Source organism: Arthrobacter sp. 2MCAF15, from assembly GCF_052115605.1.
Lineage (GTDB): Bacteria > Actinomycetota > Actinomycetes > Actinomycetales > Micrococcaceae > Arthrobacter.
The window spans coordinates 23,522-36,234 of record NZ_JBFRGZ010000010.1 but is presented as its reverse complement, the minus strand read 5'-3'; the positions used below and the strand labels follow the sequence as shown (position 1 = coordinate 36,234).

At 67.4% G+C, this 12,713-nt stretch carries 11 protein-coding genes; 2 read left to right on the top strand and 9 right to left on the bottom strand.

Going from position 1 to position 12,713, the window contains the following annotated elements:
- Nucleotides 1-36: 36 nt before the first annotated feature.
- Entirely contained in the window at nucleotides 37-639 is a 603-nt protein-coding gene (locus tag AB4089_RS12905; protein ID WP_441409685.1) for an ArsR/SmtB family transcription factor, read from the bottom strand.
- 81 nt (nucleotides 640-720) lie between these two features.
- A complete protein-coding gene (locus AB4089_RS12900) occupies nucleotides 721-1,944 on the bottom strand; it encodes an acetoin utilization protein AcuC (protein ID WP_441409684.1) in 1,224 nt (407 codons plus the stop codon).
- A 118-nt stretch (nucleotides 1,945-2,062) separates the two neighbouring features.
- Between AB4089_RS12900 and AB4089_RS12895 the strand changes: the two genes are divergently transcribed.
- Together AB4089_RS12895 and AB4089_RS12890 are read left to right on the top strand one after the other, a co-directional pair.
- A complete protein-coding gene (locus AB4089_RS12895; RefSeq protein WP_441409683.1) occupies nucleotides 2,063-3,493 on the top strand; it encodes a TrkH family potassium uptake protein in 1,431 nt (476 codons plus the stop codon).
- A gap of 40 nt (nucleotides 3,494-3,533) precedes the next feature.
- The gene (locus tag AB4089_RS12890; protein ID WP_026266712.1) at nucleotides 3,534-4,172 is read left to right on the top strand and encodes a potassium channel family protein; all 639 of its coding nucleotides are present in this window, start codon (nucleotides 3,534-3,536) and stop codon (nucleotides 4,170-4,172) included.
- Between the two features lie 70 nt (nucleotides 4,173-4,242).
- On the opposite strand, the gene proC is transcribed toward AB4089_RS12890, so the two are convergent.
- The 7 genes from proC to AB4089_RS12855 all read right to left on the bottom strand — a co-directional run bounded on the left by proC (nucleotide 4,243) and on the right by AB4089_RS12855 (nucleotide 12,712).
- Nucleotides 4,243-5,076, bottom strand: a complete 834-nt coding sequence (gene proC, locus AB4089_RS12885) for a pyrroline-5-carboxylate reductase (protein WP_441409682.1) — start codon at nucleotides 5,074-5,076, stop codon at nucleotides 4,243-4,245.
- A 470-nt stretch (nucleotides 5,077-5,546) separates the two neighbouring features.
- Nucleotides 5,547-6,881 carry an RNA polymerase sigma factor gene (locus AB4089_RS12880; RefSeq protein WP_441409681.1) on the bottom strand — a complete coding sequence of 445 codons (1,335 nt, stop codon included), beginning with the start codon at nucleotides 6,879-6,881 and terminating at the stop codon, nucleotides 5,547-5,549.
- Nucleotides 6,882-6,903: 22 nt separating this feature from the next.
- Entirely contained in the window at nucleotides 6,904-7,245 is a 342-nt protein-coding gene (locus AB4089_RS12875) for a YciI family protein (RefSeq protein WP_441409680.1), read from the bottom strand.
- A gap of 112 nt (nucleotides 7,246-7,357) precedes the next feature.
- Nucleotides 7,358-8,362: a Ppx/GppA phosphatase family protein gene (locus AB4089_RS12870; protein WP_441409679.1), complete on the bottom strand. Its 1,005-nt coding sequence runs from the start codon at nucleotides 8,360-8,362 to the stop codon at nucleotides 7,358-7,360.
- 96 nt (nucleotides 8,363-8,458) lie between these two features.
- Entirely contained in the window at nucleotides 8,459-8,953 is a 495-nt protein-coding gene (locus tag AB4089_RS12865) for an SseB family protein (protein ID WP_441409678.1), read from the bottom strand.
- Nucleotides 8,954-9,081: 128 nt separating this feature from the next.
- Nucleotides 9,082-11,820 carry a type I DNA topoisomerase gene (gene topA, locus AB4089_RS12860; protein WP_441409677.1) on the bottom strand — a complete coding sequence of 913 codons (2,739 nt, stop codon included), beginning with the start codon at nucleotides 11,818-11,820 and terminating at the stop codon, nucleotides 9,082-9,084.
- Nucleotides 11,821-12,013: 193 nt separating this feature from the next.
- Nucleotides 12,014-12,712: an ArsR/SmtB family transcription factor gene (locus tag AB4089_RS12855; protein WP_441409676.1), complete on the bottom strand. Its 699-nt coding sequence runs from the start codon at nucleotides 12,710-12,712 to the stop codon at nucleotides 12,014-12,016.
- Nucleotide 12,713 lies beyond the last annotated feature (1 nt).

Sequence of the window (12,713 nt, the reverse complement as noted above, 5' to 3'; positions counted from 1 at the left end):
TCTGAGCACGCAGAACGGCCCGTGCTGCTAGTTGGGTTACTTCTTGCGGCCGAACTTGGGCAGGTTGGCCAGGAGGTCAGCGGCCTTGGTGGCGGCGCGGCCCACGGTCCGCCCGATCTGCTGGGGCATCTTGTCCTCGCCTGCGGTACCGACCGGGATGACGACGGCGGGGCTCAGCGGGCTGCCGGCGGGGCGGCCCGCCAGCGCAGCGGCAGGCTGTGCGGCGGCGGTCTGTGCGGCCGCCTGTCCGGCGACGGCCTGCGCGGAGACGGGTTGAGGGCTGGCCGCGGCGGCCAGTCCAGCGGCCAGTCCATCCGGGGCGGCGACGGGGCGGGATTCAGGCAGGCGCGCTGCGGCCGGGTCGGCTGTCGCCGCGGGGCCGACGTCGAACGCCTGCAGCCAGGTGGCGATCCCGGCAAGGGGCTTGGGGTTGAGCGTGTAGTAGCGCTTCTGGCCCTGGGCGCGCATGCTCACCAGGTCCGCTTCCCGCAGGACTTTGAGATGTTTGGAAATGGTGGGCTGGCTTGCTTCAAGCTCCTGGACCAGTTCCCCCACCGCTTTGTCCCCCTTGCGGAGGGCTATCAGAATGTCACGCCTGGTTGCCTCAGCAATGACGGCAAATACGTCGTCTGTCACCATGCCCTCCACACTAGCGACATATACGCCAGATGGCATCCACCACTTGATGCCCCCAAACAGGGTTGCAACCCCGGCCCGGAATTAGTCGAACCAGGGGTCCAGTCCGTGCAGGGGAAAGACTTCCTTGCGGGTGGCCATGATGGTGCGGTCCACCGCGTCGTTGGGGTCGAAACCCACTTCCCAGGACCGCCACCAGAGGTCGACGTCGTCGCCCATCGCCTCCGGGGGCTCCACACCGAACCGGTCCCCGTATTTGTCTTTGACGTAGCTTCGCCAGTCCTCCGGAACCCGGGTCCGCAGCGGTATAGGGCGGCCGGCGGCGATGGCGATGAGGTGGCTCCAGGACCGCGGCACCACGCTGACCACGTTGTACCCGCCGCCCCCCGTGGAAATCCACCGGTTCTCGCAATAGCGCGCGGCGAGGTTGCCGATGGCTGTGGCGGCCTCACGCTGGCCGTCCACGCTGATGTTCAGGTGGGTGAGCGGGTCAAGCCGGTGCGAGTCGCAGCCGTGCTGGCTGACGATCACTTCCGGTTCGAACGCGCCAATGAGCTGGGGCACGACGGCGTGGAAGGCCCGCAGCCACCCGGCGTCGGCGGTGCCGGCCGGCAGGGCAACGTTCACCGCGCTGCCCTGGGCGTTCGGGCCGCCGATCTCGTTGGCAAAGCCGGTGCCCGGGAAGAGGGTCAGCCCGGACTCGTGCAGCGAAATAGTCAGCACGCGCGGGTCATCCCAGAAGATGCTTTGGGTGCCGTCGCCGTGGTGCGCGTCGATGTCGACGTAGGCCACGCGCCGGACACCGCCGTCGAGCAGCCGCTGCACCGCAAGGGCAGCGTCGTTATAAATGCAAAAACCGCTCGCGCGGTCCCGGGAGGCGTGGTGCATCCCGCCGCCGAAGTTCACAGCCCGCACCGCGCTTCCGTCCAGCACGGCAGCTGCCGCCAGCAGGGACCCGCCGGCCAGCCGGGCGCTGGCTTCATGCATGCCGGCAAAGGCGGGGTCATCCTCGGTGCCCAGGCCCCTGGCGTGGTCGGGAGTGTCAGGGTTTTCGCTGACCTGCCGCACGGCGGCCACAAACTCCGGACTGTGGACCGTGCACAGTTCCGCGTCGGCCGCGACGTCCGGAGCCGCGACCGTGACGTGGTCAAGATCCAGAAGCCCCAGGCTGCCGGCCAGCTTCGCGGTGAGCTCCATGCGCTCCGGCGCCATCGGGTGGGAGTGGCCAAAGTTGTAGGCGGTCATGGCAGGAGCCCACACCACCGTCGTTGGCAGCGCGGTCTGAGCGAGTCCGGGCAGGAATGTCATCAATCACAGGCTACCTGAGCGGTTCCCGGCTTCCCGCGCGTGCACGGGTGCTTCCCCGGCCATTACCCGGCGTTTAGTGGTTTACTACTTGGGGAAGAAGTTTCAACCGAGGAAAAACATGACGCAAAGCCAGTCGAGGTCTACGAGCCCGGCCAGCTGGCAGCCAGGCATGCCGGAGCGGGAAGGCCTGTGGATCTTCACACGCCTGCGCGACTTCATTGACAGCATCGCAAACAGCTCGCCGGCCCGCCTGGCGCTTACGGCCTTCGGCGTCGTAATCCTGGTCTTCACCGCTTTGCTCTCGCTGCCCTTGGCTTCCGCGACGGGACAGGTCACACCACTGCATCAGGCGTTCTTCACCGCGGCGTCCGCTGTCTGCGTCACGGGCCTGACGGTGGTCTCCACGGCTGTGCACTGGTCCTTCTTCGGCCAGCTCGTGATTCTGGTCGGCATTTTCGTGGGCGGCTTGGGCACCTTGACCCTCGCGTCGCTGCTGGCGCTCATGGTCAGCAAGAGACTCGGTGTCCGCGGCAAGCTGATCGCCCAGGAAGCCATGAATGCCGGCCGGCTCGGCGAAGTTGGTACGCTGCTGCGGATCGTGATCGTGACATCCGTGGTGATCGAGGCCGCCCTGGCGCTGACTCTTATCCCCCGTTTCCTCATCCTCGGGGAAAGCTTCTGGCAGTCCGTCTGGCACGGCGTCTTCTACGCCATTTCGTCCTTCAACAACGCCGGATTCACGCCGCATTCGGATGGAATCGTCCCGTACGAAACAGATCTCTGGATCCTCGTCCCGCTCATGCTCGGGGTGTTCCTGGGCAGCCTGGGCTTCCCCGTGGTCATGGTGCTGCACCAGAACGGGCTGCGGTGGAAGAAATGGAACCTTCACACGAAGCTGACCATCCAGGTGTCCTTGATCCTCCTGGCCGCCGGAACGGTCCTGTGGGGCTTCCTGGAGTGGGACAACCTGCGCACCATCGGGGACATGGACCTCGGCGACAAGATCACGCATGCGCTGTTTGCCTCAGTCATGCTGCGCTCCGGCGGCTTCAACCTTGTGGACCAGAACCACATGGAGTCCACCACCATGCTGCTCTCCGACGCCCTCATGTTCGCCGGCGGCGGCTCCGCCTCCACGGCCGGCGGCATCAAGGTCACCACCATCGCCGTGATGTTCCTGGCGATCACCGCCGAGGCCCGCGGCGACGCTGACGTGAAGATCTATGGCCGCACCATCCCCGAGGGCACCATGCGCGTGGCCATTTCGGTGATCGTCGCCGGCGCTACCCTCGTCTCGGTCTCGGCCCTCCTGCTCCTGCACATCAGCCACGCCTCCCTGGACCGGGTCCTGTTTGAAACGATTTCCGCCTTCGCCACGGTAGGCCTAAGCACCAACCTCAGCGCGGAGTTGCCGCCGTCGGGGGTCTACGTCCTCGCTTTGCTCATGTTTGCCGGGCGCGTCGGGACGGTCACCCTTGCCGCCGGCCTGGCCCTGCGCCAGCGCAGCCAGCTGTACCACTACCCGGAAGAGAGACCGATCATTGGCTAGTTCCTCAGGCGCCGTCAACCGCCCCGCCCACAACGCCCCCGTGCTGGTGATCGGGCTGGGCCGTTTTGGCGCATCCACCGCAGAGCAACTGGTCAAGCAGGGCCGGGAGGTCCTGGCCATTGAACGGGACCGCACCCTCGTCCAGAAGTGGGCGAGCGTCCTGACCCACGTCGTGGAAGCCGACGCCACCAACATCGATGCCCTCCGCCAGCTCGGCGCCCAGGAGTTCAGCTCCGCGGTGGTGGGCGTGGGCACCTCGATCGAATCCTCGGTGCTGATCACGGTGAACCTCGTGGACCTCGGGATCGAACACCTCTGGGTCAAGGCGATCACGCCCTCGCACGGCAAGATCCTGACCCGGATCGGCGCCAACCACGTCATCTACCCGGAGGCCGACGCCGGCGTCCGTGCCGCGCACCTGGTCTCGGGCCGCATGCTGGACTTCATCGAGTTCGACGACGACTTCGCGATCGTGAAGATGTACCCGCCCCGCGAGACGGTGGGCTTCACCCTCGATGAGTCCAAGGTCCGCTCCAAGTACGGCGTGACGATTGTGGGCGTGAAGTCCCCGGGCGAGGACTTCACGTACGCGCGGCCGGAAACCAAGGTGTCCTCACGGGACATGCTCATTGTTTCCGGCCACGTGGACCTGCTCGAGCGGTTCGCGGCGCGCCCCTAGGGCACAACAGGAACCGCCGTCGCCGGCGGGCAGGGCCGATCAGCGCCGACCCGCCGCCGGCCGGGCAGGCTCAGGCAAGCTGCCGGGTGATTTCCGCGGCGCGCGCAGCGGCGGCGCGGGCGCCGTCGGCGATGATGGCCGGAAGTCCCCGCTCGTCGAAGGTGGCGATGGCCCGTTCCGTGGTCCCGTTCGGACTCGTGACCGCCTTGCGCAGCGCGGCAGGATCCGCACCGGGCTCGGCCAGCATGAAGCCCGCCCCGGCGACCGTCTCGCGGGCCAGCAAGAGGGACAGCTCCGGGTCCAGGCCCAGTTTCGTCCCTGCATCAGCCATGGCCTCCGCGAGGTAGAAGGCGTAGGCCGGTCCCGATCCGCTGATCGCGGAGAGGGYGTCCACCTGGTCTTCGGGAATCTCGACCACCGTGCCGACGGCCGCGAGGATGTCCTTGGCGTGCTGGAGCTGCCCGGCGGAGCAATGGGTTCCGGGCGAGACGGAGACGACGCCGCGGCCCAGCTTCGCCGGAGTGTTCGGCATTGTGCGGATGACAGGCTGGCCGGCAGGGAGCGCCGCTTCCAGCTGCTCCAGGGATACCGCGGCGGCGACGCTGATGACGATCGTGTCCGGCGACAGGGAGCCGCTGATTTCCCGGGCCAGGTCCGCGATGCCCACGGGTTTGACGCCGAGGATCACGACGCCGGAGCCGGTGGCCGCCTGCTTGTTGTTGTCGGGCTCTTCTTCGCCCGCGATGGCCGTGATCCCGTGGTGCCTCTGGGCCAGTTCGGCCGCACGCTCGGCCCTGCGGACAGTAGCGACGATGTCGGCCGGGTCGACGCCGCCGTCGATCAGCCCGCCCAGAATTGCCTCGTTCATTGACCCACAGCCCAGGAATGCGATTCGGTTGCTCATGCCCCCATCATTGCAGTCTGACCTGATTCCCAGCCAGCTCACACCTTCAGCGCAGTCAGTGCACAACTTTGGACCCTAACGTAGTAGATACCTCATTGAGGGTGCGAGTGATGCAGCAGGCATGCGGATGCCTGCGCGGCACCGGCGGTCTGCAGCGGATTTTTTCCATTTTTCCTGCGGCGGACGGCCGGTGCCTTTGCCGTTTAAATGGCCAGTCCCGGCCGGCCAGTCTGTGGGGCCCGCCGCGGCGCCGGCCGCCGCCGTCGGGGACATCCGGATTGCCAGCCAATGCACAGGTAATACTCGCCGGACATCCATGATCGGCTACTACCTTGGAAAGTGCCTCAACAGGTGCGAGTGATGATAGCCGGCTCCCCAGGAGCCGGCGGTGCGCCGGGCGATGTGCAGCAGTGTTCCCCCAAGTCCTGCTCCCATCGCCCGGCGTTACTCGTCTAACCGGCGCTACTCGTTTAACCCTGTGTTGCTGAGTTCACGCTCTCTGCCCCGCCGGACGCTGCCCGGCCAGACTCTGCGCTCCGGAGTTTCTCTTCCAGGAACCGGCGTTCCACGGCGCTTCCAGCCAGCACCAGGGCCCGACTGTAGGCGCCGGCGGCTTCGGGAAAGCGCTCCAGGCGCACCAGGAAATCGGCGCGGACGGCGTGGAAGAGGTAGTAGTTCTCCAGTTCCAGGTCCTCCACCGCGGCCAAAGCGGCGGCGGGCCCGTGCAGCTCTGCAAGGGCGACCGCACGGTTGAGCGCCACGACCGGTCCGGGCGCGACGGCCAGGAGCTGGTCATACAGCTGCAGGATCTGCGCCCAGTCTGTGTCCCCCGCGGTTGCGGCGTCGCTGTGGACGGCGTTGATGGCCGCCTGGAGCTGATACGGCCCCGGACGGTTCCTGCGCAGGCACCGGCGCACCAGCTCCTGGCCTTCGGCGGCCAGGGCATTGTCCCAGCGCATCCGGTCCTGGGCCGCCAGGAGCACCAGAGCACCGTCGGGGGCGAACCGGGCCGCGCGCCGGGACTCAATGAGCAGCATCAGTGCCAGCAGACCCGTCGCTTCCGGCTCGTCCGGCATCAGAGACGCCAGCAGCCTGCCAAGCCGGACGGCTTCCGTGCAGAGCTCCGTCCGGGCCGGACTGTCCGTCGGCCCCGCGGTGTATCCCTGGTTGAAGATGAGGTACACCACCGCCAGCACCGATTGCAGCCGTTCAGGCAGTTCGGCGCCCTGCGGGACACGGTACGGGATCCTCGCATCCCGGATTTTCGCCTTGGCCCGGACCAGCCGCTGCGCCATGGTTGGCTCCGGCACCAGGAAGGCCCGGGCGATCTCCGGCGTGGTCAATCCACCCAGGAGCCGGAGCGTGAGCGCCACTTGGGCCGACCTGGCCAGCGCCGGATGGCAGCAGGTGAACATCAGCCGCAATATGTCATCGTCCACGTCCTCCACCCCTGACTGGTCCGCCAGGAATTGCTCCTCCGCGGCAGGCGCGGGTCCGTTCCCGGACCGCGCCGCCGCGAGCAGGGCCGCCTGGGCCTGTTTGTCCTCGCGTGAGGCCTCCCGCCGCAGCCGGTCGATCGCCCTGTGCCGTGCTGTGGTGATGATCCAGCCGGCCGGGCTGGGCGGGACGCCTGCGGCGGGCCAGCGCTGGACCGCCGCAGCAAAAGCATCCTGGACGGCGTCCTCGGCAATATCGATGTTGCCGAACGTGCGCGTCAGGACGGCTACGGCGCGGCCGTATTCGTGCCGGAACACCCGGGCAATGTCTGCCTCGGTCGCCGCGCTACGTACCTCCCGGTCGCCCACAGCAGCGTCCTCTGCCCGGCAGCTAGTGCTGGAAGGGACGGACTTCAACGGGAAGCGTGGTGGCGCCGGCCAGCTTCCGCGCCCAGCTCAGGGCCGCATCAAGGTCCTCGGCCTCGATGACCGTGAATCCGCCGAGGTGCTCTTTGCCCTCGGTGAAGGGACCGTCGGTGATAAGGATCTCGTCGCCGYCGGGCCGAAGGACCGTCGCCGACTCCGCCGGATGGAGTCCCGCGGCGAACACCCAGGCTCCCGCGTCCTGCATTTCCTGGTTCAGGACCGCCAGGTCACGCATGATCGGTTCGAGGATTTCCGGGCTCGGGGCGGGGCCGTCCGGCTGGTAAATGCTGAGCAGGTACTGCGTCATTTCGGTGCCTCCTTGTCGAATCGGCCGGCGGCGTGCCGGCCTCTCAGCATTTACACGATCGAGGACGCTACGGATCGACAACGGTCTCGACACCGCCGCTGCCCGTGCGGTCTCAGGAAGTCTTGTCCGGCGACTGGAGCCGCGCCGGCGGTTGCTCTGCCACATGCGGGGCGGGATCGAGCGGCCCCTCGAACACCAGCTGGTCCAGGCGGCGGAGGATGAGTCCCTCACGCAGGGCCCACGGGCACGTCACCATGCTGTCGAACTTGAACATTTCAAGGGCCGCTTCGGCGACGAGGGCGCCGGCCAGGACCTGCGGCGCGCGGGCCTCCGATACGCCGGGCAGGTGGAGCCTGTCCCCTATCTCCATGGCCGAGATCCGCTGAGCCCAGAGCCCCAGGTCCAGGGCCAGCAGCTCCCGCTTGACGTACGGCCCGGCGCCGCTGGGGGCGGCACCGGCAATCCTGGCCAGGGACCGGAAAGTTTTGGACGTGCCCGCCACAAGGTTGGGCGGGCCCAGCTTCTCGAATTTGCGCACCGCAGGTTTGAGCGTGGAGCGGATGTAGCGGCGCAGCTCCTTGATGCTCTTGGCCGAGGGCGGATTCTCGGGCAGCCAGTCCCGCGTCAGCCGGCTGGCGCCGAGCGGAACGGACAGTGCCAGCTCGGGCAGCTCGTCCTGTCCGAGGGCCATCTCGAAGGAGCCGCCGCCGATATCCAGGTTCAGGATGGACCCGGCGCCCCAGCCGTACCAGCGCCGGACGGCGAAGAACGTCATGGACGCCTCTTCGCTGCCTGTGAGCTCCCGGAGGGTGACGGTGGTTTCATGCTTGACCCGGGCCAGGACATCCGCGCCGTTGGTGGCCTCACGGATGGCCGAGGTACAGAACGCGAGGAGGTCGTCGGCCTTGTGCTTGGCCGCGAATTCCCACGCCTCGAGGACGAACTCGACGAGTTCGTGCTGCCCCTCGTCGTCGATGTTGCCGTCGTCGTCGAGGTACTGCACGAGCGACAGCCGCCGCTTGTGCGAGGCATAGGGGACCGGACGGGCGCCGGGGTGGGCGTCGACCAGCAGGAGATGGACAGTGTTGGACCCGATGTCGAGGACGCCTAGACGCATGTTGCCATTATTCCCCCCACGGAAGCGGCTGGCCTACAGCAACGGCGGTATTCGCGAAGAATACCGCCGTCGCGGGGGTTACGTCGGGCCGCGGGCTTAGGCCGGACCGGTGCCCTGTGCCGGCCGGTCCGCGGCAGCGTCAGCGTCCGCGTCCACTTCAGCGTCAGCGTCAGCGGGCTCGTCCGTCGGCTTGAAGTCGCGGCGGATGTTGGCCACGCCCTCCGGATCGATTTCAAAGCCGTACGCGGCTCCCGGGTTGATCACCATGCCGAGCTCTTCGCCGAGGTTGCCGATGATCGCGGCGCCCTGCGTGCCTAGCACGTTAGGGGCGGCGGCGAGGTACTGCTCGGTGACGCGGCTCGGGTGCGAGAACACGGCCAGGACCGGCTTGCCGGAGGAGTTGGCGAGGACCAGCGGTTCCACCTGGGAGTCCGGGCCCTCCAGGGCGTCGGAGCTGACCACGTAGACCTCGTTGTTAAGGAAGGCGAGGATCACGTCCACCGGGTTGGCGTCCGGCTGCTCCCCCCGGGCAAGCTGCTCTTCGAGTTCGTTCAGCGGCTGGTTGTCCAGGTGTGCGGGCTGTTCAGTCATATTCCTACTCGATCACGTCCGCGGCCGGTCCGCAAACGCGAAATCGCCGGAAACCTGCGGACCCGCCGGTATTTTCCGGCGGGTCCGCACGTTTCCGGCGACTCCAGTGTGGCTGTCCTACTTCTTCACTACTTCTTCGCAGCGGCCTTCCGCGCCGGTGCCTTGCGGGCCGTCGTCGTGCGCTTGACCGGGCCCTTGGCCCGCTTTTCCGCCAGGAGTTCGACGGCGCGTTCCCGGGTCAGCTCCTCGATCGAGGTGCTGCGCGGCACGGTGATGTTGGTGACGCCGTCGGTGATGTACGGGCCGAAGCGGCCTTCCTTCACCACGATGTTCTTCTCCGAGACGGGGTCCGGGCCGAATTCGGCCAGCGGCGGCACGGCGGCACGGGCGCCACGCTGCTTGGGCTGCGAGTAGATCTCCAGCGCCTGCTCCAGCGTGATGGTGAAGATCTCCTCCTCGGAGCCGATCGAGCGGGAGTCCGTTCCCTTCTTCAGGTAGGGTCCGAACCGGCCGTTCTGCACCGTGATGGGATTGCCCTCGGCGTCCTGGCCGAGCACCCGGGGCAGGCTCATGAGCTGCAGGGCCTGGTCCAGGGTGATGGTGTCAACGCTCATGGATGCGAACAGGGAACCCGTGCGCGGCTTGGCCTTGACGGGCTTCTTGGCCGGCTTCGGCTTGCCGTTCTTGTAGTACTCAACAGGCTGGTTGGCCAGCTGTTCATCGGTCATCTCCGGGATGACCTCGGTGACGTAGGCGCCGTAGCGGCCGTTCTTGGCCACCACCGTGTGCCCGGTGTGCGGGTCCGTGCCCAGGACGCGTTCCTCCGGGGCGGCCGTCTCCATGAGTTCAACGGCCTTGGCGGCGGTGAGTTCGTCCGGGGCCAGGTCTTCGGGGACGTTGGCGCGGGCCGCCTCAACGATTTCGCCGGTCTCCGGATCCACCGTCGCGACGGAGCTTTCCAGGTACGGGCCGAACTTGCCGACCCGGAGCGTGATCCCGTCCGTGATGGGAATGGAGTTGATCTCGCGGGCGTCGATCTCGCCGAGGTTGTTGACGATGCTGAGCAGCCCGGGCTCGGAGTCCGCGCCGAAGTAGAAGTGCTTGAGCCAGGCGGGTCCGGCCGCCTGGCCGTTGGCGATCTTGTCCAGGTCGGCTTCCATGTCCGCCGTGAACTCGTAGTCCACGTAGTCGTGGAAGTGCTGCTCGAGGAGCCGGATCACGGAGAACGCGATCCAGCTTGGAACCAGCGCGGAGCCCTGCTTCCGGACGTAGCCGCGGTCCTGGATGGTGGAGATGGTGGAGGCATAGGTCGACGGACGGCCGATGCCCTTCTTTTCCAGCTCCGCGGTCAGCGAGGCTTCCGTGAAGCGCGGCGGCGGCGAGGTCTCGTGGCCGACGGCGACGATGTCAGAAGCCTGCAGCGCGTCGCCCTTGGCCACGTTCGGCAGCCGGCGGGCTTCCTCTGAGTCGTCATCGCCGCGGCTTTCGTCCTTGCCCTCTTCGTAGGCGGCCAGGAAGCCGGGGAAGGTGATGACGGTGCCGGACGCGGAGAATTCGGTGTCGCGGCCGGCGGCCGTGCCGCCCACAGTCACGGCGCCCAGGCGGATGGTGGCGGTGGAGCCCTTGGCGTCAGCCATCTGGGAGGCGACCGTGCGCTTCCAGATCAGCTCGTAGAGCCGGAACTCGTCGCCGGAGAGCTGCTTGGCCACCTGGGCGGGCGTGCGGAAGGAGTCGCCGGCGGGGCGGATGGCCTCGTGGGCTTCCTGGGCGTTGGCGGCCTTGCTGCTGTAGACCCGCGGCGACTGGGGAACGTATTCGGTGCCGTACAGCTCGGAGGCCTGGCGCCGGGCGGCCGTGACGGCCTCGTCGCTCAGTGCGGACGAGTCCGTACGCATATAGGTGATGTAGCCGTTTTCGTAGAGCCGCTGGGCAACCTGCATGGTGCTCTTGGAGGAGAAGCGCAGTTTGCGGCCGGCCTCCTGCTGCAGCGTGGAGGTGGTGAACGGCGCCGCCGGGCGGCGGGTGTACGGCTTGGTGTCGACGGAGCGGACGCTGAAGTCGGCGCTCTGCAGGCCGGCTGCCAGGGCTGTGGCGAGTTCCTCGTTGACGTGGACGACGTTCCGGGAGGTCAGTTCACCGTTGTCGTTGAAGTCGCGGCCGCTGGCCACCTTGGCGCCGTCGACGGCCGCGAGCTTGGCTTTGAAGGAGCCCGAGTCTGCCCCGAACTGGCCCGTCAGGTCCCAGTAGGAGGCGGCCTTGAAGGCCATCCGCTCACGTTCGCGGTCCACCACCATGCGGGTCACGACGGACTGCACGCGGCCGGCGGAGAGGCCGCGGGCCACCTTGCGCCACAGCACCGGGGAGATCTCATAGCCGTAGAGGCGGTCCAGCACGCGGCGGGTTTCCTGGGCGTCCACCAGGTCCTGGTCGACGTCGCGCAGGTTGTCCATGGCGCGGTGGATGGCTTCCTTGGTGATTTCACCGAAGGTCATCCGGTAGACGGGAACCTTGGGTTTGAGCACTTCCAGCAGGTGCCACGCGATGGCCTCGCCCTCGCGGTCCCCATCGGTTGCGAGATAGAGAGCGTCGGCGTCCTTGAGCTGGGCCTTGAGCTCGGCGACCTTTTTCTTCTTGTCCGAGGAGACCACGTAATAGGGCTTGAAGTCGTTTTCAATGTCGACGGCGAACTTGCCCAGCGGGGTCTTCTTCAGTTCCGCGGGGAGCTCCGAGGGCTGGGGAAGGTCGCGGATGTGACCGATGGAGGCCTCAACGATGAAGCCCTCGCCCAGGTACTTGGCGATGGTCTTGCTCTTGGCGGGAGACTCCACGATCACGAGTTTCTTGCCGGTTTTGGCCTTGCTTGGCACGATGCTCCTACAGAAAAAGGTGGCTCGGGCAGATGCGCCCATACCCGCCTAGTTCACCATATTTTGCAGAATCCCGCGCATCCGGCCGGAAATGACGGTCCCGTGAAGGCGGCTTCCGGCCGAAATGCGACCGGCTGTCCGGCAGTCCTGACGGGTGCTCCGGCGGCGGACTTGAGCCGCTCCGCCGCCGGTCTCAGGCCGTGCCGCCGGAGGGCTTCGCGGCGGGCTTGGCGGTGGGCGCGGGTTTCGTTGCGGCCGGTCCGCGGTCGTCCGGAATCATTGACCACATTGTTGCCATGCGTTCGGCGCCCTCGGGCACGTGGTCCGGGTCCTCGAGTTCGTAGTCCTTGAGCAGATCGAAGAGCCGCTCGTTCAGCTCACCGCGCTGGGCCGGGGTCAGGTACAGCAGGTTGCTGGCCAGCACCACCGAAGATGGTCCGTCCACAGCTTCGCCGCGCTGGCGCCGCTCGTCCCGGGCCCTCGCGTAGGCGTTGACGCGCCGGCGGTAGGCATCCAGCTCAAGGTCCAGCACGGCGAATTCCGGGCTCGCCACTCCCCCGCCCGAATTGATGGTGAAATCCGTGCCGGCGGCCTTCCAGCGCCGCTCTCGGGCGTCACCGGCGGTGGCTGCCGGAACAACGATGCCCCACTTCTGCAGGGCCCGCAGGTGGTAGCTCATGGCACTGGGAGTCAGGCCGGTCTGCGCGGCGAGTTCCGTCGCCGTCCGGCTCACCTGGGTGGAATACAGCTCGGAAATGACCTCCAGCCGCGCGGCGTGGGCCAGGGCGCGGATCGCCTTCGGGTCGGTGATTTCCACTTGCTTCTCCGGACGATGCCGGCGATTGGTGGCCGGCGGGGCCGTGGTCTCCGCCGTCGGGGTTTCTGCATTCACT

Bases quoted from the DNA above. Each gene is read 5' to 3' on its own strand.
- AB4089_RS12905 (WP_441409685.1), bottom strand. From the start codon at position 639: ATGGTGACAGACGACGTATTTGCCGTCATTGCTGAGGCAACCAGGCGT.
- AB4089_RS12900 (WP_441409684.1), bottom strand. From the start codon at position 1,944: ATGACATTCCTGCCCGGACTCGCTCAGACCGCGCTGCCAACGACGGTG.
- AB4089_RS12895 (WP_441409683.1), top strand. From the start codon at position 2,063: ATGACGCAAAGCCAGTCGAGGTCTACGAGCCCGGCCAGCTGGCAGCCA.
- AB4089_RS12870 (WP_441409679.1), bottom strand. From the start codon at position 8,362: ATGCGTCTAGGCGTCCTCGACATCGGGTCCAACACTGTCCATCTCCTG.
- AB4089_RS12865 (WP_441409678.1), bottom strand. From the start codon at position 8,953: ATGACTGAACAGCCCGCACACCTGGACAACCAGCCGCTGAACGAACTC.